The sequence below is a fragment of the Streptomyces sp. WAC 04229 genome, assembly GCF_003947455.1.
Classification (GTDB): domain Bacteria; phylum Actinomycetota; class Actinomycetes; order Streptomycetales; family Streptomycetaceae; genus Streptomyces.
The window spans coordinates 31,275-51,860 of the sequence record NZ_QHJH01000005.1 but is presented as its reverse complement, the minus strand read 5'-3'; the positions used below and the strand labels follow the sequence as shown (position 1 = coordinate 51,860).

The window sequence follows — 20,586 nt, the reverse complement described above, 5'->3', positions numbered from 1 at the left end:
AATGTGGGCCGCGCTGCTGGCCGGGCTGCTGATGATGCTCGGACTGCAGACGGCGTCCGCCCAGGACGGGCGGCCGGCTCCGCGCGCCGAGGCGGCCGACCAGGTCCTGACCTGGACCGCCGGCGACGACATCACCAAGTACACGTCCGCGCCGGAGACGGCGGTGGCCGGACCGGCCACGATCGTCTTCGAGAACAGTGAGGCCACCGGCAACACCACCGGCATGCCGCACACGCTGACGTTCGTCACCAGCGACCCGGAGTACAACAGCGACGTCCAGCTGAACATCCTCGCCAACCCGGGCGACGCCCAGGGCGGCAAGCACACCGCCGAGGTCACCCTGACCCCGGGCACGTACAAGTACCACTGCACGATCCCCGGGCACGGCCAGATGACGGGCGTGCTCACCGTGACCGAGGGCGGCGGTGGCGACGACACCACCGCGCCCGAGACCTCGGCCGAGGTCGGCGGCACGCAGAACGCCGACGGGCAGTACGTCGGTTCGGCGAGCGTGACCGTCGCCGCCACCGACGAGGCCGGCGGCTCCGGCGTCGACCGGGTCGAGTACGCGATCGGCGCCGACGGCGCCTGGCAGCCGTACACCACGCCGGTCGTGGTCGACCAGGTCGGCGACCACACGGTGCGCTACCGGGCGTTCGACAAGGCGGGCAACGCGGCCGCCGAGAAGAGCGTCGACTTCACGGTGGTCGCGCCCGACACCGACGACACGACGCCGCCGGAGACCTCGGCGACGGTCAGCGGTGAGAAGAACCCCGACGGCGCCTACATCGACATGGCGACGGTGACCGTCACCGCCTCCGACACCGGTTCCGGCGTCAACACCATCGAGTACGCCGTCGGCGACGGCGCCTGGCAGGCGTACACCGCGCCCGTCATGGTGCACGAGGTCGGCGAGCACACGGTCCGCTACCGGGCCACCGACAAGGCGGGCAACGTCGCCGCCGAGAAGAGCGTCGACTTCACCGTGGCCGCCGCTCCCCCGCAGGACACCACCCCGCCGGTGACCGGCGCGACCGTGGACGGCACCAAGAACTCCGACGGCGCGTACGTCGGCAGCGCGAAGGTGACCGTCAGCGCCACGGACGAGGGCGGCTCCGGCGTCGCCGGTGTCGAGTACTCGCTGGACGCCGGGCCCTACCTGGCGTACTCCGCTCCCGTGGTCGTCGACCGCGTCGGACGGCACACCGTGGCGTACCGGGCGAGCGACGAGGCCGGCAACACCTCCGAGCCGGTGAGCGTGAGCTTCACCGTGGTGGCGGGCCAGGTTCCGGGGCCGCCCTGCCCGGAGTTCGACGAGCGCCAGACGGTGATCGTCGGCACGGTGGACACCGGTGTGCCGAACCGGGTCACCAACAACCGGTGCCGGATCAACGAGATGATCGAGGACGAGAAGGAGTGGTCGTCCCAGCAGCTCTTCCTCAAGCACGTGCGTGAGGTGCTGGACACCCTCCGGGACGAGGGGGTCGTCGACGGCCGGGAGGTCAAGGCGATCAACAAGGCCGCCCGCCAGTCCGGGATCGGCACGCCCGGCCAGACCGAGGGCTACCGCACGATCCTCGACGGCACCCAGGCGTCCTTCGCCAAGTGGCAGCAGGTGGGCGGCGGTTCGTTCGGGCTGAACGCGGACGGGTCGATCACGTCCAGCACCACCACGCCCGGCATGGGCATGCTGTGGTTCCCCGAGCGCAAGTACGGCGACTTCTCGCTGAAGCTCCAGTGGCGGGACGACGCGGCGGGGACCGCCAACACCAACGGCGGCGTGTTCGTGCGCTTCCCGCAGGTGCACGACCACCCGGAGGAGTCCCGGCCGGAGTGGGTCGCCATCAAGTACGGCCACGAGGTGCAGGTCTTCGACGGCCCCACCGGCGACATGTACAAGACCGGCTCGCTCTACGGCTTCGACCGGGTGGGTCTGGCCGGCGCCGGGGTGACGGAGAAGGGCACCTGGAACGACTACGAGATCCGCGTGGTCGACCAGCACTACTCCGTCTTCCGCAACGGCGTGCTGATCAACGAGTTCGACAACACCGGCGGCCAGGACTTCACGCCGCCGCGCTCGGACGACCCGGGCACGGACGGGCGACGGTTCGCCTCCGGTTACGTCGGACTCCAGGTGCACGGCACGACGGACGTCGTCTCGTACCGGGACGTCCGGATCAAGGAGCTGTAGGCCCGTCCGGGCCGGGAGCGTGCTTCCTGGCCCGGCTCGGCTGTACCCGGCTGGGCTCCCCCGGCATCTTCGGATACTCGGGCGGGTACGGCAGGTCGCCGAGTCCGTGTTCGTGCTCGTCCTTCGTCGCCAGTTCCAGCAGGGCGTCGAGGGAGTACCGATGGTCGTCCATGCCCGCGTGCACGTCGCCGAGTTCGGCGAAGCGCGCGGGCATGGTCGTGATGTCGAAGTCCTGCGGGTGCGCGACGCCCACCTCGTCCCAGGTCAGCGGCGCGGAGACCGGGGCGTTCGGGCGGGGGCGCACCGAGTAGGCGGAGGCGATGGTGCGGTCCCGGGCGGTCTGGTTGTAGTCGATGAAGATGCGCTCGCCGCGCTCCTCCTTCCACCACTTGATGGTCACCCGGTCCGGCATCCGCCTCTCCATCTCGCGGCCGACGGCGATGGCGGCGCGCCGCACCTGGGTGAAGGTCCAGCGCGGCTCGATCGGCACGAAGACGTGGATGCCGCGCCCGCCCGAGGTCTTGGGCCAGCCGCGCAGTCCGCCGAACTCCTCCAGTACCGCGCGCAGTTCGTGGGCGGCGCGGGCGGCGTCGTCGTAGTCGGTGCCGGGCTGCGGGTCCAGGTCGATGCGCAGTTCGTCGGGGTGGTCGACGTCGGCGCGCCGCACCGGCCAGGGGTGGAAGGTGAGGGTGCCGTACTGGGCGGCCCACAGGACCGCCGCCTCCTCGGTGGGGCACATCTCGTCGGCGCTGCGCCCGCTGGGGAAGGTGATGTGCGCGGTCGGGATCCAGTCGGGCATGCCCTTGGGCGCGCGCTTCTGGTAGAACCACTCGCCGCCGACCCCGTCCGGGTAGCGCTGCAGGGTGGTGGGGCGGTCGCGCAGGGCGCGCAGGATGCCGGGGGCCACCGCCTGGTAGTACCGGGCCACGTCGAGCTTGGTGTAGCCGCGCTCCGGGAAGAACACCTTCCCCGGGCTGGACAGCCGCACGGTCCGGCCGCCCGCCTCCAGTTCCACCGCTTCCGCCATGCGAGCCACGGTAGGCGCACGGTCTCGGCTTCGCATATCAGGCGGGGACGACACCGCGCTCATACAGTCGGACCATGCGCCTTCCCGTCATGCCGCCCGTGAAGCCGATGCTCGCCAAGTCCGTGGCGAAGATTCCGCCGGGGATGCACTACGAGGCCAAGTGGGACGGGTTCCGGGCGATCGTGTTCCGGGACGGGGACGAGGTGGAACTGGGGAGCCGTACCGGCAAGCCGTTGACCAGGTATTTTCCGGAGCTGGTGGCGGCGGTGCGGGAGCGGTTGCCCCAGCGGTGCGTGGTGGACGGGGAGGTCGTGATCGCGCGGGAGGGGCATCTGGACTTCGACGCGCTGACGGAGCGGATCCATCCGGCGGACTCCCGGGTGCGGATGCTGGCCGAGCGGACGCCTGCTTCGCTGATCGCCTTCGACCTGCTCGCCCTGGACGACGAGTCCCTGCTCGACGTGGGGCTGGCCGACCGGCGGGCGCTGCTGACGCGGGCGCTGTCCGGGGTGACGCCGCCCGTGCACGTGGCTCCGGCGACGGACGACATCGAGGTGGCCCGGCAGTGGTTCGAGCGGTACGAGGGCGCGGGGCTCGACGGAGTGGTCGCCAAGCCGCTCGACCTGGGGTACCGGCAGGACGAACGGGCCATGTACAAGATCAAGCACGAGCGGACGGCGGACGTGGTCGTCGCCGGATACCGCCTGCACAAGAGCGGTCCCGTGGTCGGCTCGCTGCTGCTCGGGCTCCACGACGACCGGGGCGTCCTCCAGCACGTGGGGGTGAGCGCGGCCTTCACGATGAAGCGCCGGGCCGAGCTGGTGGAGGAGCTGGAGCCGCTGCGCATGGACGACGCGGCGGGCCATCCGTGGGCCGCCTGGGCCGAGGAGTCGGCGCACGAGGGGGCGCGGCTGCCGGGCGCACCGAGCCGGTGGTCGGGCAAGAAGGACCTGTCCTGGGTGCCGCTGAGACCGGAGCGGGTCGTCGAGGTGGCGTACGACCACATGGAGAACGGGGCGCGCTTTCGGCACACGGCCCGCTTCCGCCGCTGGCGCCCGGACCGGACGCCGGAGAGCTGCACCTACGCCCAGCTGGAGGAGCCGGTCCGCTACGACCTCGCGGAGATCCTGGGCGGACCGTGAGGGCTCCTCCCCGCCGGCCGGGGCTCACGGCTTCATGAGCACCTTGACCGCGCCGTCCTGCTTCTTCTGGAACATCTCGTACGCGTGCGGCGCGTCCGCCAGCGGCACCCGGTGGGTGGCGAAGTCGTCGACGCCGAGGGGGTCCTCGTCGGTCAGGTGGGGGAGGATCTCGTCGCTCCAGCGGCGGACGTTGGCCTGTCCCATGCGCAGCTGGAGCTGCTTGTCGAACATGGTCAGCAGGGGCATCGGGTCGGCCATGCCGCCGTACACGCCGGACAGCGAGATGGTGCCGCCGCGGCGGACCAGGTCGATCGCGGTGTACAGGGCGCTGAGCCGGTCGATGCTGAACCGCTCCGCGAGCGGGCCGCCGATGGACCGGGGCATCACCGCGGCGGCCTGCTGGACCAGCTTGGCCACGGTCCCGCCGTGCGCCTCGGTGCCGACCGCGTCGATCACGGCGTCGGGACCGCGGCCGCCGGTCTCCTCGTGCACCGCGGCGACCAGTTCCTTCTCGTTGTCGAAGGCCCGCAGGTCGAAGGTCTCCACGCCCCGTTCCCGGGCGCGCCGCAGCCGCTCCGGCACGAGGTCCACGCCGAACACCCGGCCGGCGCCCTTGAGCAGCGCGATCCGGCAGGCCATGTCGCCGATCGGGCCGAGGCCGAGCACGGCGATGCTGCCGCCCTTCGGTATGTCGGCGTAGGCGACCGCCTGCCAGGCGGTGGGCAGCACGTCGGAGAGGTAGACGAAGCGGTCGTCGGCCGGGCCCTCGGGCACCTTGATCGGTCCGAACTGGGCCTGCGGTACGCGCAGGTACTCGGCCTGACCACCGGGTACCGCCCCGTACAGCCGGGTGTAGCCGAACAGCGGGGCGCCCATGCCCTCGCCGGTGACCTGGGTGGTCTCGCACTGGGTCGGCAGGCCGCTGCCGCACATGTAGCAGTGCCCGCACGCGATCTGGAACGGCACCACGACCCGGTCGCCCGGCTTCAGGCCGGTCACCTCGGAGCCGACCTCCTCGACGATGCCCATCGGCTCGTGGCCGAGGATGTCGCCCGGTGTCATGAACGGCGTGAGTACTTCGTAGAGGTGCAGGTCGGAGCCGCACAGCCCCGAGGAGGTGACGCGGATGACCGCGTCGGTCGGTTCCTCGATCCGCGGGTCGGGCACCTCCTCGACCCGGACGTCCCGCTTGCCCTGCCATGTCACTGCCTTCATCGCCCGCGCTCCCTCTGTCGCCTTTCGCGTCAGTCCGTGTGGCGGCCGGGTACCCGGGGCTCCACCGCCGAACCGGGCGGGCGTTTCGACCGAACAGCGGATTATCTGCCCCGTTCCGCGTGCCCTATCGGAATCAGTCATGTATGGCACTGAATGCTGCACAAGGCGCACAATCAATGACACGGGACGGGCGGACGGATGACCGGCATGCGACAACAGACGCGCGGACGGGGCACACGGGTGGCACGACGGGCGCGCGGCGCGGCGCTGGTGACCATGGCGGCGGCCGTCGCGCTGGCCGCGGGCTGCACGGCCGGGTCGGGCGGGACGGGCGGCAAGGACAACGGACGGGCGCCGGAGCCGGAGCGTTCGCACACCTCGGCACCCGCCACCGGCCCGGTGCTCGCCGTGAAGGTCGACAACGCGCCCGAGGCCCGGCCCCAGACCGGCCTGGACGCCGCGGACGTCGTCTACGCGGAGCCGGTGGAGGGCGGGCTGAGCCGCCTGATGGCGCTCTACGCGACCCGGCTGCCCGAGGAGGTCGGGCCGGTGCGCAGCGCCCGGGAGTCGGACCTGGAGCTGCTGCGCCAGTTCGACCGGCCGACGCTGGCGTTCTCCGGCGCCCAGAGCAAGCTGCTGCCGCTCATCGAGGAGGCTCCGCTGCGCGCCGTCACACCGGGCGACGCACCCGACGCCTACGTCCGCGACGACGACCGGCAGGCCCCGCACAACCTCTACCTGCGGCCCGGCGAGCTGCCGGCCGAGCCCGCGGGCGCCGGGGCCCTCACCACGGGGTTCACCTTCGGCCAGGCACCCGAGGGCGGCCGGGCGGAGCCCTCCCGCACCGTGCGCTACCCGGCGACGAGCTTCACCTTCACCTGGTCGGAGAGCCGGGACCGGTGGCTGGTCTCCCTGGACGGCTCACCGGCCGCCGCGGCCGACGGCGAAGGCCCGGCGCCGGCCACGGTCGTCGTGCAGCACGTGACGGTGCGCGACTCCGCCTTCCGCGACTTCCGCGGCAGCAACTCCCCCTACGTCGAGTCGGTGGGCTCGGGCCGCGCGGAGGTGCTGCGCGACGGCCGGACGTACGACGCCACCTGGACGCGCGGCACGGCCGCCGACGGCACGACGTTCACCACCCGCGACGGCGCCGCGCTGAACTTCGCCGAGGGCCAGGTGTGGGTGGTCTTCGCGGGCGGCTCCTGAGCCGTCGGCCCCGCGTCAACCCGGCACCCCGGACGACTCCGGGTTGCGCAGCCCCTCGGCGGCGTCCGCGACCCGGCGGACCAGGTCGAAGAACGCGGTCCGCTCGTCGGGCGAGAGCGGGGCGAGGAACACCTGGTTCATCCGGGCGACCCGCACGCTCAGCCTGCGGTGGACGCGCAGCCCCTCGTCGGTCAGCCGGAGCAGGAAGCGGCGGCCGTCCTGCTGGTCGCGGACCTTGTCGAGCAGTCCGCGGCGGCCCAGCCGGCTGATCACCTCGGCGATGGTGGAGCGGTCCAGGCCCACCCGCTCCCCCACCGTGCGCTGGTCCAGGCCGGGCTCGGCGACGAGGGCGTTCAGGACGGCGAACTGCGGCGAGGTGGTCTCCTCGGAGACCATCGTGTTCCAGAGCAGGTAGTGCGCCTGCTGGAGCCGCCGGGCCAGGTGTCCGGGATGGGTGGTCAGATCGACCGCTGCCATGCGCTCTCCCGTGATTACTTCGTAGGTGCACTGACGATACCCCGGCCAGCCGCGAACCGCCGGACCCCTCCGCAAGCGATGTACCGGGCACTTTCCCGGGCCTTGACGCCTCGGCCGGTCGATGGCAGCGTGTTGAACACCTCGCTGAAATACTCAGTGCCCTGATTAATTCGCGGCAGAGATGGGGCTTCTCGGATGGACAAGGTGGTGGCCACGGCCGGTGGGGCGGTGGCCGACGTGCCCGACGGCGCGTCGCTCGCGGTGGGCGGCTTCGGGCTGAGCGGTGTGCCGAACGTACTGATCCAGGCGCTGTACGAGCGCGGCACCGACGGCCTGTCGGTGGTCTCCAACAACTGCGGGGCGATGGAGTCCGGTCTCGCCGTGCTGCTGGGCGCCGGCCGGATCGCCCGCGTGACCGGGTCCTACATCGGCGCGAACAAGGAGTTCGCGCGCCAGTACCTCGGCGGGGAGCTGGAGGTGGAGATGATCCCGCAGGGCACGCTGGCCGAGCGGCTGCGGGCCGGCGGCGCCGGGATCCCCGCGTTCTACACCCCGGCCGGCGTCGGCACCCAGGTGGCCGACGGCGGTCTGCCCTGGCGCTACGACGGCGACGGCGGGGTCGCGCTGGCCTCCCCGCCCAAGGAGGTCCGCGAGTTCGACGGGACCGAGTACGTGCTGGAGCGCGGCATCCGCACCGACTTCGCGCTGGTGCGGGCGGCCAGGGGCGACCGGCACGGGAACCTGGTGTTCGCCAAGTCGTCCCGGAACTTCAACCCGCTGGCCGCGATGGCCGGGCGGGTGACGATCGCGGAGGTGGAGGAGCTGGTGGAGCCCGGCGGGATCGACCCGGACGACGTGCATCTGCCCGGCATCTTCGTGCAGCGCGTGGTGGCGCTGACGGCGGAGCAGGCGGCGGAGAAGAAGATCGAGCGGCGGACGGTGAGTTCCTGATGGCCTGGACGCGTGAGGAGATGGCCGCGCGGGCGGCGCGGGAGCTGAGGGACGGCCAGTACGTCAACCTCGGCATCGGCCTGCCGACACTGATCCCCAACCACCTCCCCGTGGGCGTCGAGGTCACCCTGGAGTCGGAGAACGGGATCCTCGGCACCGGCCGCTACCCGACCGAGGCCGAGGTGGACCCCGATCTGATCAACGCGGGCAAGGAGACGGTGACGGTGCTGGCGGGCGCCGCCTTCTTCGACTCCGCGCTGTCCTTCGGCATGATCCGGGGCGGGCACATCGACGTCGCCGTGCTGGGCGCCATGCAGGTGTCGGCGGGCGGGGACCTGGCCAACTGGGCCGTCCCGGGCAAGATGATCACCGGGATAGGCGGGGCGATGGACCTGGTCCACGGGGCCCGCACCGTGATCGTGGTGATGACCCACACCGCCAAGGACGGCTCGCCCAAGATCCTCCGGGAGTGCGCGCTGCCCCTCACCGGGAAGGCGTGCGTGGACCGGATCATCACCGACCTCGGCGTCCTCGACGTCACCGCCGACGGCCTGGTCCTGGTCGAGACCGCGCCGGGCGTGAGCGTCGAGGAGATCACCGCCCGGACCGACGCCCCGCTCGTCGTCGCGGAGGAACCGGAGACCGCGGAGCAGCCGAGGATCGCGGAGGAGGCGAAGTGAAGGACGTCTACGTCGTCGACGCGGTCCGCACCCCGTTCGGCAAGTACAACGGCGGCCTGGCGGGCGTACGCCCCGACGACCTGGCCGCGCACGCGATCAGCGGACTCCTCGCCCGCACCCCGGCCCTGGACCCGTCCCGGATCGAGGACGTCTACCTGGGCAACGCCAACGGCGCGGGCGAGGAGAACCGCAACGTCGCGCGGATGGCCGCCCTCCTGGCCGGCCTGCCCACCTCCGTCCCCGGCGTCACCGTGAACCGCCTGTGCGCCTCCGGGCTCGAGGCCGTCGTCCAGGCCGCGCGCGCCATCGCCGTCGGCGACGCCTCGATCGCCCTCGCGGGCGGGGTGGAGTCGATGACCCGGGCGCCGTACGTCCTGCCCAAGTCGGACCGGCCCTTCCCCGCCGGGCACACCGAGCTGTACTCGACCACCCTGGGCTGGCGCATGGTCAACCCGAGGATGGACCCGCAGTGGACGGTCCCGCTCGGGGAGTCGGCGGAGCTGATCGCCGACAAGCACCGGATCACGCGCGAGCGGCAGGACGAGTACGCGCTCGCCTCCCACCACAAGGCCGCCCGCGCCCAGGCGGACGGCCTGTTCGACGCCGAACTCGTGCCCGTCCCGGTGGAGCGGCGCAAGGGCGACCCGGTGGACTTCGCCGCCGACGAGTGCGTACGCCCGACCGCCTCGCTGGAGGCGATGGCCAAGCTCAGGCCGTCGTTCCGGAAGACCGACGGCAGGGTCACCGCGGGCAACGCCTCGCCGCTCAACGACGGCGCGGCGGCCCTGCTCCTCACCGACGAGGAGGGCCTGAAGGCCACCGGCCGCGAACCGCTCGCCCGGATCGCCGCCACCGGCGTCTCGGCGACCGACCCGCACTACTTCGGTCTCGCCCCCGTCGAAGCCGTGCACCGTGCCCTGGCCAAGGCCGGGCGGACCTTCGCCGACCTGGACGTCCTCGAACTCAACGAGGCCTTCGCCGCCCAGGTGCTCGGCTGCGCGGCCGAGTGGCCCGAGTTCGACCCCGCGATCCTCAACCCCCAGGGCGGCGCCATCGCACTGGGCCACCCGCTGGGCGCCTCCGGTGCCCGCCTCGCCGGCACCGTCGCCCACCAGCTGGCCCGCAAGGGCGGCGGCACCGGTGTCGCCACCCTCTGCATCGGTGTCGGCCAGGGCCTGGCCCTCGTCCTCGACCGCTAGCCAAGCCCCCTGTCACCCACGGGAATCCCCATGCCTCTCACCCAGCACGACATCGACGCGGAGATCGCGGCCGAGCACGCCGCGTACGAGAAGCGGGTCGCCGACGGCGCGCCCGTCGAGCACCACCCGCGCCGCGACTACGCCCCGTACCGCTCCTCGGTGCTGCGCCACCCGAAGCAGCCGCCGATCGCCATCGACGTCCGCCAGGACCCGGAGCTGGTGGAGCTGTCCTCCCCGGCCTTCGGGGAGCGGGACCTCACCGGCATCGACAACGACCTGACCCGGCAGCACACCGGCGAGCCGGTCGGCGAGCGCATCACCGTCTCCGGCCGCCTCCTCGACCGGAACGGCAGGCCGGTGCGCGGGCAGCTCGTGGAGATCTGGCAGGCCAACTCGGCCGGGCGGTACGCGCACCAGCGCGAGCAGCACGACGCGCCGCTGGACCCGAACTTCACCGGGGTGGGCCGCACCCTCTCCGACGACGACGGCCGCTACCGCTTCACCACCGTGCAGCCCGGCCCCTACCCGTGGCGCAACCACGTCAACGCCTGGCGTCCGGCGCACATCCACTTCTCGGTGTTCGGGTCGGCGTTCACCCAGCGGCTCGTGACGCAGATGTACTTCCCGAACGACCCGCTGTTCCGGTACGACCCGATCCTCCAGTCCGTGACCGACGACGCCGCCCGGCAGCGGCTGATCGCGACGTACGACCACGGCCTGTCCGTGCCCGAGTTCTCGCTCGGCTACCACTGGGACATCGTGCTCGACGGCCCGAACGCCACCTGGATCGAAGAAGGACGCTGACCCGCATGACGAAGATCGACACCAGCGAGCCGGGGCAGGTCCTGCCCACTCCGTCGCACACGGTCGGCCCGTTCTACGGGTACGCGCTGCCCTTCCCCGGCGGCGAGGACATCGCGCCGGCCGGTCATCCGGACACGATCACCGTGCACGGGTACGTGTACGACGGGGAGGGCGCCCCGCTGCCGGACGCGCTCGTGGAGCTGTGGGGGCCGGACACCGAGGGCAGGACGCCGACCGCCGACGGCTCCATGCGGCGCGACCCCGCATCCGGCGGCTTCCTGGGCCGCAACGGGGTGGAGTTCACCGGCTTCGGCCGGATCCAGACCGACGCGAACGGCCACTGGTACGCGCGGACACTGCGGCCCGGGGCCCGCGGGCGGAGCGCGCCCTGCGTCAGCGTGTGCGTCTTCGCGCGCGGACTCCTCGTGCACCTGTACACCCGGATCTACCTGCCGGACGACCAGGCGCTGCTCGCCGCCGACCCGCTGCTGGCCCGGGTGCCGGCGGAGCGCCGCGACACGCTGGTCGCGGCGGACGAGGGCCGTGGGACGTACCGTTTCGACATCCGCCTTCAGGGCGAGGGCGAGACGGTCTTCCTGGAGTTCCAGTGACATCACCCGCGGATCCCGGCGACGCCGGCACGAGCCTGCTCGCCCCCGGCCGGGCGGGCTCGCCGGCCGGGCCGGCCACCGGCGACCACGCGTACCTGCGGGCCCTGCTGGACGCCGAGGCGGCCCTGACCCGCGCCCAGGCCGCGCTGGGACTGGCGCCCGCCGGGGCGGCGGCCGCGGTGACGGAGGCCGCCGGCGATCCGGCCCGGTTCGACCTGCGCTCCCTGGCCGAACGCGCCCGCGGCGGCGGAAACCCGGTCATCCCCCTGGTGGCCGACCTGACCGGGGCGGTCGGCGAGGAGTACGGGCCGTACGTCCACCGGGGTGCGACCAGCCAGGACATCATGGACACGGCGACGATGCTGGTCGCCGCCCGCACCCTGGACCTGTTCCTCCCCGATCTCACGCGTACGGAACGCGCGCTGGCCGCGCTGGCCGCCGAGCACCGGGACACGGCGATGCCGGGCCGGACGCTCACCCAGCACGCCGTGCCGACGACCTTCGGGCTGAAGGCGGCCGGATGGCGCGCGCTGGTCCTGGACGCGCGGGACCGCGTCGCCGCCGTACGCGACACCCTGCCCGCGCAGCTCGGCGGCGCGGCGGGCACCTTGGCCGCCTTCGGGGCGTACGGCGCACCGGACCCGATGGCACTTCCTGCCGCGTACGCCCGCGAACTGGGCCTGCGGGCGCCGCTGTTGCCGTGGCACACGCTGCGCACCCCGGTCGCCGACCTGGCCGGGGCCCTCGCCTTCGCCGCGGGGGCCCTCGGGAAGATCGCCGCCGACGTGCTGACGCTCTCCCGCACCGAGATCGGCGAGGTCGCCGAGGGCGGGGGCGGCGGCTCCTCGGCGATGCCGCACAAGGCCAACCCCGTACGGTCCACGCTGATCGCGGCGGCGGCCCGGCGCGCGCCGCAGCTCGCGTCGGTGCTGTACGGCTCGCTGACCGCCGAGGACGAGCGTCCGGCGGGCGCCTGGCACGCCGAGTGGGAGCCGCTGCGCGACCTGCTGCGGCTGGCCGGCGGCGCGGCCCGGGACGCCGCCGAGCTGGCCGAGGGGCTGCGGGTGCGGCCGGACGTGATGCGCGCGCACCTCGGCCTCACCCACGGGCTGATCGTGTCCGAGCGCCTCGCCGCCGAACTGACGCCGGTGCTCGGGCGGTCCCGCGCCGGGGCGCTGCTCACCGAGCTGGCGGCGCGCACGTATGCCGAGGACCGGCCCCTGGGTGAACTGCTCGCGGAGGTACCGGAGTTGCGGGGCCTGGACCTCGACGCCCTCACCGACCCCGTCCGTTACACCGGCTCCGCGGGAGCCCTGACCGACCGTGCCCTGGAGCGACGTTGACCATGCTCGATCACCTGGCCGAAGGCCCCGCCTCCGCACCCCCGCTGCTGCTCGGGCCCTCGCTGGGCACCTCGTACGCCCTGTGGGACGCGGTGGCACCCGAGCTGTCCGCGGGGCACCGGGTGATCCGCTGGGACCTGCCCGGGCACGGCGGTTCGGCGGCCGACCTCATCGGGCCGGGCGCCACCGTCGGTGACCTCGCCGGGCTGGTGCTGGCCCTCGCCGACTCGCTCGGCGTGGAGCGGTTCGCCTACGCCGGGGTGTCGTTGGGCGGGGCGGTGGGCCTGCACCTGGCCGTGCACCATCCGGAGCGGGTGTCGTCGCTGGCGGTCGTCTGCTCGTCGGCGCACTTCAACGGCGCGAAGCCGTGGGAGGAGCGGGCCGCGCAGGTGCGGGCGGAGGGGCTGGCGCGGCTGGCGGACGGCGCGGACGCCCGGTGGTTCACCCCCGGGTTCACCGTGCCGCGGCTGGTCCGCGACCACCGGGGCGCCGACCCCGGCGCCTACGCCGCCTGCTGCGACGCGCTGGCCTCCTTCGACCTGCGGGACCGGCTCGGCGACATCACCGCGCCGACGCTGCTGATCGCCGGGCGCGAGGATCCGGCCACGCCGCCCGCGCATCTGCGGGAGATCGCCGACGCGGTGCCGGGCGCGACGCTCACGGAGATCCCCGGCGCCTCGCACCTGGCGCCGGCCGAGCGTCCGGAGGCGGTACTGACCGCCCTGCGGGCGCATCTCGGCGGCGACGCCCGGCGGGGCATGGCGGTACGGCGCGAGGTGCTGGGCGACGCGCACGTGGACCGGGCGCAGGCCCGCCAGTCCCCGTTCACCGCCCGCTTCCAGGACTTCATCTCGCGCTACGCGTGGGGCGAGATCTGGACCGACGAGACGCTGTCCCGGCGCGAGCGCAGCCTGGTCACGCTGACCGCGCTGGTCGCGCACGGCCACTACGAGGAGCTGGCCATGCACGTGCGGGCGGCCCGGCGCAACGGGCTGACGCCGGACGAGATCGGCGCGGTGCTGCTCCAGACGGCGGTGTACTGCGGGGTGCCGGCGGCGAACTCGGCCTTCGCGACGGCCCAGCGGGTGCTGGCCGAGGAGGACGGCACCCCGGGATGAGGTGCCCCGGCGGGGCGGGCCGTCAGCCCGCGTGCACCACCGCCAGCGCCTCGCGGGCCCGGGCCACCAGCCCGTCGGCGCCGCACGATTCGGCCAGCGCCAGGCCCCGGTCCAGCTCGGCCGCCGAGCGGGCCGCGATGCCGTACTCCACGCGGGCGGCGGCGTGTTCGTACTGGCAGGGCGAGGCCTCCAGGTAGGTGACGGCCTGGGCGGCGAGCCGGACCGCGCGCTGGCCGGTCTCCAGCGCGGCGGCGCAGCGCAGGGCCTCTCCTATGGCGGTGTCGGTGCCGAAGCGCTCGGCCTGGCGGCGGGCGTCACTGGCCAGCCGGGCGGCGCGGCCGGGGTCCTCGGTGGCGAGGGCGCGGGCCAGTTCGGTCGCCCAGGGCACCACCACGGGGTTGTGCCGGCCGCGGGCGGCGGCGGCCTTCTCGGCGGCCTCCAGTTCGTTCACGCCCTCCTCGGTGCGGCCGGTCGCCAGCAGCAGCCGGCCGCGTACGGAGCGGGGGTCGGGGAGCACGATCGTCGACGGGTAGGGCGGGGCGAAGCCGTACTGGTCGGCGAGGATGCGGGCCTCGGCGACATGGCCGCGGGCGAGCAGGGTGTCGATCAGATTGCAGATCGCCGACCAGTACAACGGCAGGCCGCGGCCGACGCGTTCGGCGATGCGCAGGGATTCGCGCAGCGACGTCTCGGCCTCCTTGAGGCGTCCTCGCCTGCGGTGGCCGAGGCCGACGTAGGCGTGCGCGAGGGAGAGGTGGCCGCCGCTCCAGCCCGCCGTCTCGTAGGCGCGCAGGGCCTCGGTGAACAGTGCCTCGGCGCGGTCGAGCCGGTCGGCGTAGGCGTAGGAGCTGGCCAGCATCATGGGCAGTTCCAGGCCCCACTCGGTGTCGGTCCAGCCGAGCCCGGGTGCGAGGCGGCCGTTGACCAGGGCCCGGTCGCAGAGTTCGACGACCTCCTCGGCGCTCTCGCCGTGCGTCATCGCGTCGAAGCCGCGCAGGATGAGCAGGGCGCGTTCGGCGTTGTCGCGGCCGGTGCAGGTGGCGGCGAGTTCGGCCAGGCGGGCGGAGCGGCGGGGCGAGGACGTCTCGCCCGCATGGATGCCCTCCCACATGTACTGGACGGCCTGGAGCCGCAGCCGCGCGGACGGGTCCGGGTTGCGGGCCGCCTCCGCCTCGACGGTGCGGACGGCCTCCTCCAGCTGGTCGTTGTGGAGCAGGGCCTGGGAGAGCCGGAAGACGGCGTCGACGCGCTGCTCGCCGTCGAGTCCCGGCATGGCGAGCGCGGTGCGCAGGTGGCCGATGGTGGTGGCGGGTGCGGTGAGGAGGGTGGCGCAGCCCAGCTCGAAGAGCACGCGCGCGTGGGTGTCGGGCAACGGCGGTTCCTGCAGGGCGCGCTCCAGGCAGCGGCGGGCCGCGTCCGGGGCGCCGACGGCCAGGTGCTCCCGGGCGGCTTCGCGCAGTTGCCCGACGACTTCCTGGTCGTCGTCGGGATAGACCTGGAGCAGGTGGCGGGAGGCGGCCGCGGCGCCGAGGCCGGAGTCGGTGACCAGTTGGGCCGCTATGCCGTGCATCGCCGTGCGCAGCGCGTCCGGGATGGAGTTGTAGACGGCGGTGGCGATCAGCGGATGGACGAACTCCAGGTCGCCGTCGCCGGGTTGGCCGGGCGCGGGGCCGGCCGCGGCGAGGATGCGGGCGTCGGACAGCAGCTCGGCGCAGCGGACGGCGTCGGCGCGGTCGAGCGTGGCGAGGCGGGCCACCATGTCGACGGTGATGCCGCTGCCGAGGATGGCCGCGGCCCAGGCGAACCGGGTGGAGTCGACGCCGAGTTGTTCCAGGCGGGCGACGAGCCCGCCGCCCCTCGCGGAGCGGTTCAGTGCGCGCAGCTCGGCGGCCTCCGCCTCGACCGGCTGCAGCTCGCTGTCCTGGACCTTGGCGAGGAGTTCGACGGTCTCGTAGGGGTTGCCGCCGGTGACGGCCCACACCTCGCGGCAGAACGCGGCGTCGGCGTGGGCTCCCAGCGTGGCGCGGGTGAGTCCGGCCGTCGCGTCGGGGGTGAGGGCGTTCAGCGGGGTGAGGGGCCGGCCCACGGCGGCGGCCTCGTCGAGGTGGCGGGCACTGTCGCCGCTCACGTCTCCGGGGCGGCGGGCGAGGACGATCAGCACCGAGGTCTCGTCGAGCCGGCCGGCGAGCGCGGCGAGCCAGCGCAGGGTCTCCTGGTCGGCCCAGTGGGCGTCGTCGATGAGCAGCACCAGCGGCCACTCCCGGCGGGCGAGGCGGCGCACGGCGGCGACGAGTCCGTCGCACACACCCTGCGGGTCGGCCTGCCGCTCGCCGGGGTCCGCTATGCCGAGGGCGGGACCCGCGATGTCGTACCAGTCGCCGAGGTACTCGCGGGCCTCCTCGGGCAGCATCGACACCAGCGCGGGCTGGAGGAGTTGGCGTACGACGTTGAAGGGGACCGACCTGAGGGTCTCGCCGCCGCGTGCCGACCAGACGGTGCAGCCGAGCGCCTCGGCGATGCGGCGGGTCTCGGCGAGCAGCGCGCTCTTGCCCACTCCGGCCTCGCCGCGCGCCTCCAGCAGCAGGCCGGGGGAAGAGCGGTCGGCACGGAGGGTGTGGACCGCCCGCGTGATGGTGGCGACTTCCTCGTCGCGCTCCCAGAGGGAGGCCGAGGCGGCGACCGCCCGCCGTACCTCCGTCATCCCGCTACCTCCCCAAGTCGCCCGAATGACGTACGAGCACTGAGCCTAGCCCTCCGGCCGGGCACGTGGTGCGTGGTCCGGCGAGCAGTTGCCGTGACGGGTGACTTGGGGTAAAGCCGGGACGACGCGCCGGGCCCGTCATCTGCGGTGGCATCTGGCGGGCGGCGTCAACTCGTTGCTGCCGCCGGACGTGGCGGGTCGGCGGCGGACATCGTCGCGGGGCCTCTCATCCGGCTTTCACCGACGCCTCATACGGTGGGCACATGACGCAGGTGACTCCTCCCGGGTGGTACCCGGACCCCGGACAGAAGCAGGACGGTCCCACCACCGAACGCTGGTGGGACGGCAAGGCGTGGACGGACCAGGTCCGCCCCGCCGGGCAGGACGCCGCGTGGGCCCCTCCCGCGCAGCCGCCGGCGCCGGGCGCGGCGCCGGGGCCGTACCCCGTGCACCAGGGCTATCCGGGCATGCCCGTGCAGCCGCCCTCCGCGCGGCGGCGCCGGCTGACCACCGGCATAGCCGTCGCGGCGGCGGTGGCGGTGCTGGCCGGCATCGGAGTCGGTGTGTACGCGCTGGCCGGCGACGGCTCGGACGGCGACAGCGCGGGACCCTCGCAGCAGGACCGGCGCGGCCCCGGCGGCGAGGAGGCCCCCTTCGGCGACCCGCGCGGGGGCGACGGCGGAGGTGACGGCGGGGGCGGCGAGTCGCCCGCGCCGGACTCGCCGGGCGAGTCGGAGCCGCCGACGATCGACAGCGGGTCGGTGCCGGACCGGCTGAGCGGGATCACCCTGCCCATCCCGGACGGCTGGTCCGGGCAGCAGCTGGAGGTCGGCGCGTCGGTGACGTCCGACGACAGCTACAAGTGCCCCGGCGACTCCTCCGCCACCTGCACCAAGGGCGGCGCCTACTCGGCCCCGGCGATGGTGCTGCGCACCAAGGGCGACACCGCGGAGGAGGTCGCGAAGGCCGACATCGAGGCGAACGCCGAGGAATCCTACGGCGGCAAGTCCTACGGCGGGATCACCTCGCACGAGGAACTGGCGTCCAAGGCGGTCACGGTCGCCGGGCAGAAGGGGTACCTGGTCCGCTGGCAGGCGGTCACGGCCAAGGGCGCCGACGGGTACGTCCAGTCGCTCGCCTTCCCCTCGCCGGCCGATCCCGAGCGCATCGTCGTCGTCCGCTTCGGCGTCGACGTCGGGGAGAAGCAGGCCGTGCTCGACGAGATCACCAAGGGCATCGAGGCGGGCGCCGCGGGGGGCGGCAACGGGCAGGACGTCTGACCGGACCCGGCCCCGCACGTCGATCGGCCGGGCGGGGCGCCCCTCCGCTCAGAGGGCGCCCCGGCCCGGCCGGGGGTGCGCGCCGCCCCCGTCCCCACGGTGCGGCGCGGGCAGACCACCGTCCAGTCATCCCATGGACGGCGGCCTGGGTCTCAGGGGAGGCCGAGCGCCGGGAGCACGACGGCCTCCACGAACCGGACGAGGTACTCCGCGTCGGCGTACTCGCCCTCGACGACGGGCCGCATCCGCAGCACGCCGAACATCTGCGCCGGCACGTACTCCAGGGCCGGATGGTCCGCGTCGACCTCGCCGCGCTCGACCCCGCGCCGCAGGATCTCCCGGAGCGCGGCGATCTCCGGTTCCACCAGCGCCTCGCGCAGCGCGCGCTGGAGCTCCGGGTCCTGCATGACCGCGTGCCCGAGCGCCTGGAGCAGGGTGTCCTTGCCGGACCACTCCCCCGCGATGCGGGCCGCCTGGCGCAGGTCCTCGGCGAGCGACCCGCTGTCGATGCCGGCGAAGCGCACCCGCCGGTGGGAGCGCAGGGCGGCGGCCACGAACTGGGGCTTGGTCTTCCACTGCCGGTAGAGCGTGGACTTGCTGCATTTGGTACTGGCGGCGATGCCCTCCATCGTGACGGCGTCGTACCCGCAGGCCCGGATCTGTTCGAGCACGGCGTCGAAGAACTCCTGCTCACGCTCGGGCGTGATCTTGGAGCGGCGCGAGGTGCCGACCGCTTCCGGTCGGTCCGCGGCCTGCGACGTCATGGTCCCTGCTCCTCGTCCGGTGCGTCTCGAGTGCACCTCGAGTGTCTATCGATACGCCAGTGTACCGATACGCCAGTGTACCGGTACCCGAGCGTATCGGTACACTGGCGTATCGGAACGAGGTCGTATCGATGAGAGGCCCGGGGATGAAAGCCCGCAGCGAGCCCGCCGGAGCGGAGCCCCCACAGGCGGGGCCGGGCACGCCCGCACGCCCGCCGCTCGTCCGCGAGCTGCTGCTCGTGGCCGGGCTCTTCCTCGTGTACAAGCTCGGCCGGCAGCTGGCGACGGGGCACACGGCGGAGGCCTTCCGCAACGCCCGACGGGTGTGGGACGGGGAACGGGCGCTGCGACTGCCCGACGAGGGCTCCGTGCAGTCCCTGCTCCTGCACGGCGACGCGCTGGTCCACTCGGCGAACACCTATTACGCCGCCGTGCACTTCCCGGCCACCGTGGCCTTCCTGGTCTGGCTCTACCTGCGACGGCCCGCGCACTACGTGTGGGCGCGCCGGGTGCTGGCCGCCGTGACCGGCGCGGCGCTGGTGCTGCACCTGCTGTTCCCGCTCGCGCCGCCGCGCATGCTGGGCGCCGCCGGGATGGTCGACACGGCCCGCGTGTACGGCCCCTCGGTGTACGGGCCGCCCGCCACGGACGAGTTGTCGAACCAGTTCGCGGCGATGCCGTCGCTGCATCTCGGCTGGGCGCTGATGGTGGCGGTCGGCCTGGTCGTCGCGACCCGGTCCCGGCTGCGGTGGCTGTGGCTGCTGCATCCGCTGCTGACCCTGCTGGTGATCGTGGGCACCGCGAACCACTACTGGCTGGACGCGGTCGCGGCCACGGCGCTGCTCGGTCTGGCGCTCGCGGTGCTGCGCCCGCCGCACCGGCGGCGGTGCGCGCTGCCGTCGCGCCGGGTGCAGCCGCGGCGCCGGGCGGCGGCCGGGCCCGAGCTGGTCGGGGCGGCCCGGTGAACGCCGCTCTCGTCGCCGTCCTGCTGTCCCTGGTCTCCGCGTGCGCCTACGCCGCCGCGGCCGTCGCCCAGGAGCGGCTGGCCAGGCGCGGCGCCGGGGCGGGGGCGCTCCGGCTGCTGGCGTCCGGTGCCTGGTGGTGGTCGGTCGCGCTCAACGCGTCGGCCGCCCTGCTGCACGTCGTGGCGCTGCGGTACGGGCCCCTCACCGTGGTGCAACCGCTCGGGGCGCTCACCCTGGTCGCGGCGGTGCCCCTCGGGGCGCGGCTGGCGGGCCGGCGAGTGAGCGCCGTGGAGTGGCGGGGCACCGGGCTGACCCTGCTGGGACTGGGCGCGCTGCTGCTCACGGCGTCGGGGCCGGCGCCCGACGACTCCCTGAGCGTGGCCGAGGCGCTGGCGGTGTCCGGCGCGACGGCGGCGCTGATCGGCGTGCTGGCCTGGCCCGGCACCCGGCCGGGGCTGCGGCACGCGACGGGGTCCGGCATCGCCTCCGGCGTCGCCTCGGCGCTCACCCAGACGGTCACGGTCGCCGTCACGGACCGCTCTGATCCCCTGCTCAGCGTGCAGGTCATCGGGGTGGCGGTGCTGGTGGCGGCCTTCGCGGCGGGCGGCCTGCTGCTGTCGCAGACCGCCTACCGGGGCGGCCTGGGCGCCCCCCTCGCCGTGGTGACGCTGGCCAATCCGGTGGCCGCCGCGGTGATCGGGCTCTCCCTGCTCGGCGAGCGGCTGCGCGGCGGGCCGGGCGGCATAGTCCTCGCCCTGACCGGCGCGGCGCTGGCCGCCTGGGGCGTGATCCACCTGAGCCGCGCGGCGCCACACCCGCCCGACACCCGTGCCGCGGCCCCCGTGCCGGAGGCGGCGGCGACACTGGTGCCCCGGCAGCCGGGGCCGGGGCACCTCAGCCGGCTCTGAGGCC

General features: G+C 74.0%; 18 protein-coding genes. 13 read left to right on the top strand and 5 right to left on the bottom strand.

Annotated features, from left to right (window positions below; all coding sequences use genetic code 11):
- Position 1: 1 nt before the first annotated feature.
- Complete coding sequence (locus DMH12_RS02435) at positions 2-2,191, top strand: OmpL47-type beta-barrel domain-containing protein (protein ID WP_125489855.1); 2,190 nt, start codon at positions 2-4, stop codon at positions 2,189-2,191.
- On the opposite strand, the gene ligD is transcribed toward DMH12_RS02435, so the two are convergent.
- Positions 2,178-3,218: a non-homologous end-joining DNA ligase gene (gene ligD / locus DMH12_RS02430; RefSeq protein ID WP_125489854.1), complete on the bottom strand. Its 1,041-nt coding sequence runs from the start codon at positions 3,216-3,218 to the stop codon at positions 2,178-2,180. The two genes, DMH12_RS02435 and ligD, sit on opposite strands and share 14 nt — an antisense overlap.
- A gap of 74 nt (positions 3,219-3,292) precedes the next feature.
- Here ligD and DMH12_RS02425 point away from each other — a divergent pair, with 74 nt between their 5' ends.
- A complete protein-coding gene (locus tag DMH12_RS02425; protein WP_125489853.1) occupies positions 3,293-4,360 on the top strand; it encodes an ATP-dependent DNA ligase in 1,068 nt (355 codons plus the stop codon).
- A 24-nt stretch (positions 4,361-4,384) separates the two neighbouring features.
- On the opposite strand, the gene DMH12_RS02420 is transcribed toward DMH12_RS02425, so the two are convergent.
- Positions 4,385-5,575, bottom strand: coding sequence for a zinc-dependent alcohol dehydrogenase (locus tag DMH12_RS02420; protein WP_125489852.1), 1,191 nt, complete (start codon positions 5,573-5,575; stop codon positions 4,385-4,387).
- Between the two features lie 198 nt (positions 5,576-5,773).
- Between DMH12_RS02420 and DMH12_RS02415 the strand changes: the two genes are divergently transcribed.
- Positions 5,774-6,781: a DUF3048 domain-containing protein gene (locus tag DMH12_RS02415; protein WP_125489851.1), complete on the top strand. Its 1,008-nt coding sequence runs from the start codon at positions 5,774-5,776 to the stop codon at positions 6,779-6,781.
- A 15-nt stretch (positions 6,782-6,796) separates the two neighbouring features.
- On the opposite strand, the gene DMH12_RS02410 is transcribed toward DMH12_RS02415, so the two are convergent.
- Entirely contained in the window at positions 6,797-7,258 is a 462-nt protein-coding gene (locus tag DMH12_RS02410) for a MarR family winged helix-turn-helix transcriptional regulator (RefSeq protein ID WP_125489850.1), read from the bottom strand.
- Between the two features lie 195 nt (positions 7,259-7,453).
- Here DMH12_RS02410 and DMH12_RS02405 point away from each other — a divergent pair, with 195 nt between their 5' ends.
- The 7 genes from DMH12_RS02405 to pcaD are packed head-to-tail and all read left to right on the top strand — an operon-like array spanning position 7,454 to position 13,964.
- Entirely contained in the window at positions 7,454-8,209 is a 756-nt protein-coding gene (locus DMH12_RS02405; protein ID WP_125489849.1) for a CoA transferase subunit A, read from the top strand.
- A complete protein-coding gene (locus DMH12_RS02400; protein WP_125489848.1) occupies positions 8,209-8,889 on the top strand; it encodes a CoA transferase subunit B in 681 nt (226 codons plus the stop codon). The genes DMH12_RS02405 and DMH12_RS02400 overlap by 1 nt, the downstream gene beginning before the upstream one ends.
- The gene (locus DMH12_RS02395) at positions 8,886-10,088 is read left to right on the top strand and encodes a thiolase family protein (RefSeq protein ID WP_125489847.1); all 1,203 of its coding nucleotides are present in this window, start codon (positions 8,886-8,888) and stop codon (positions 10,086-10,088) included. Before DMH12_RS02400 ends, DMH12_RS02395 begins: the two co-directional genes overlap by 4 nt.
- A 30-nt stretch (positions 10,089-10,118) precedes the next feature.
- Complete coding sequence (pcaH, locus tag DMH12_RS02390; protein WP_125489846.1) at positions 10,119-10,892, top strand: protocatechuate 3,4-dioxygenase subunit beta; 774 nt, start codon at positions 10,119-10,121, stop codon at positions 10,890-10,892.
- Positions 10,893-10,897: 5 nt separating this feature from the next.
- Complete coding sequence (pcaG, locus tag DMH12_RS02385; RefSeq protein ID WP_122620614.1) at positions 10,898-11,503, top strand: protocatechuate 3,4-dioxygenase subunit alpha; 606 nt, start codon at positions 10,898-10,900, stop codon at positions 11,501-11,503.
- Complete coding sequence (pcaB, locus tag DMH12_RS02380) at positions 11,500-12,846, top strand: 3-carboxy-cis,cis-muconate cycloisomerase (RefSeq protein WP_125489845.1); 1,347 nt, start codon at positions 11,500-11,502, stop codon at positions 12,844-12,846. The genes pcaG and pcaB overlap by 4 nt, the downstream gene beginning before the upstream one ends.
- Positions 12,847-12,848: 2 nt before the next feature.
- Positions 12,849-13,964: a 3-oxoadipate enol-lactonase gene (gene pcaD, locus DMH12_RS02375; RefSeq protein WP_125489844.1), complete on the top strand. Its 1,116-nt coding sequence runs from the start codon at positions 12,849-12,851 to the stop codon at positions 13,962-13,964.
- Positions 13,965-13,986: 22 nt separating this feature from the next.
- Here the strand turns inward: pcaD and DMH12_RS02370 are convergent, their stop codons facing one another.
- Entirely contained in the window at positions 13,987-16,665 is a 2,679-nt protein-coding gene (locus DMH12_RS02370; RefSeq protein ID WP_125489843.1) for an AAA family ATPase, read from the bottom strand.
- A 263-nt stretch (positions 16,666-16,928) separates the two neighbouring features.
- On the opposite strand from DMH12_RS02370, the gene DMH12_RS02365 reads away from it, so the two are divergent.
- Entirely contained in the window at positions 16,929-17,945 is a 1,017-nt protein-coding gene (locus tag DMH12_RS02365) for a DUF2510 domain-containing protein (RefSeq protein ID WP_125489842.1), read from the top strand.
- 152 nt (positions 17,946-18,097) lie between these two features.
- On the opposite strand, the gene DMH12_RS02360 is transcribed toward DMH12_RS02365, so the two are convergent.
- Complete coding sequence (locus tag DMH12_RS02360) at positions 18,098-18,709, bottom strand: TetR/AcrR family transcriptional regulator (protein WP_125489841.1); 612 nt, start codon at positions 18,707-18,709, stop codon at positions 18,098-18,100.
- A 146-nt stretch (positions 18,710-18,855) separates the two neighbouring features.
- On the opposite strand from DMH12_RS02360, the gene DMH12_RS02355 reads away from it, so the two are divergent.
- Together DMH12_RS02355 and DMH12_RS02350 are read left to right on the top strand one after the other, a co-directional pair.
- Positions 18,856-19,674: a phosphatase PAP2 family protein gene (locus DMH12_RS02355; protein WP_125489840.1), complete on the top strand. Its 819-nt coding sequence runs from the start codon at positions 18,856-18,858 to the stop codon at positions 19,672-19,674.
- Positions 19,671-20,582: a hypothetical protein gene (locus tag DMH12_RS02350; protein ID WP_125489839.1), complete on the top strand. Its 912-nt coding sequence runs from the start codon at positions 19,671-19,673 to the stop codon at positions 20,580-20,582. The genes DMH12_RS02355 and DMH12_RS02350 overlap by 4 nt, the downstream gene beginning before the upstream one ends.
- The last annotated feature ends 4 nt before the right edge of the window (positions 20,583-20,586 follow it).

Bases quoted from the DNA above. Each gene is read 5' to 3' on its own strand.
- pcaG (WP_122620614.1), top strand. From the start codon at position 10,898: ATGACGAAGATCGACACCAGCGAGCCGGGGCAGGTCCTGCCCACTCCG.
- DMH12_RS02400 (WP_125489848.1), top strand. From the start codon at position 8,209: ATGGCCTGGACGCGTGAGGAGATGGCCGCGCGGGCGGCGCGGGAGCTG.
- pcaD (WP_125489844.1), top strand. From the start codon at position 12,849: ATGCTCGATCACCTGGCCGAAGGCCCCGCCTCCGCACCCCCGCTGCTG.
- pcaH (WP_125489846.1), top strand. From the start codon at position 10,119: ATGCCTCTCACCCAGCACGACATCGACGCGGAGATCGCGGCCGAGCAC.
- DMH12_RS02435 (WP_125489855.1), top strand. From the start codon at position 2: ATGTGGGCCGCGCTGCTGGCCGGGCTGCTGATGATGCTCGGACTGCAG.
- DMH12_RS02420 (WP_125489852.1), bottom strand. From the start codon at position 5,575: ATGAAGGCAGTGACATGGCAGGGCAAGCGGGACGTCCGGGTCGAGGAG.
- DMH12_RS02355 (WP_125489840.1), top strand. From the start codon at position 18,856: ATGAAAGCCCGCAGCGAGCCCGCCGGAGCGGAGCCCCCACAGGCGGGG.
- DMH12_RS02370 (WP_125489843.1), bottom strand. From the start codon at position 16,665: ATGACGGAGGTACGGCGGGCGGTCGCCGCCTCGGCCTCCCTCTGGGAG.
- ligD (WP_125489854.1), bottom strand. From the start codon at position 3,218: ATGGCGGAAGCGGTGGAACTGGAGGCGGGCGGCCGGACCGTGCGGCTG.
- DMH12_RS02425 (WP_125489853.1), top strand. From the start codon at position 3,293: ATGCGCCTTCCCGTCATGCCGCCCGTGAAGCCGATGCTCGCCAAGTCC.
- DMH12_RS02360 (WP_125489841.1), bottom strand. From the start codon at position 18,709: ATGACGTCGCAGGCCGCGGACCGACCGGAAGCGGTCGGCACCTCGCGC.
- DMH12_RS02410 (WP_125489850.1), bottom strand. From the start codon at position 7,258: ATGGCAGCGGTCGATCTGACCACCCATCCCGGACACCTGGCCCGGCGG.
- DMH12_RS02405 (WP_125489849.1), top strand. From the start codon at position 7,454: ATGGACAAGGTGGTGGCCACGGCCGGTGGGGCGGTGGCCGACGTGCCC.
- DMH12_RS02415 (WP_125489851.1), top strand. From the start codon at position 5,774: ATGACCGGCATGCGACAACAGACGCGCGGACGGGGCACACGGGTGGCA.
- DMH12_RS02365 (WP_125489842.1), top strand. From the start codon at position 16,929: ATGACGCAGGTGACTCCTCCCGGGTGGTACCCGGACCCCGGACAGAAG.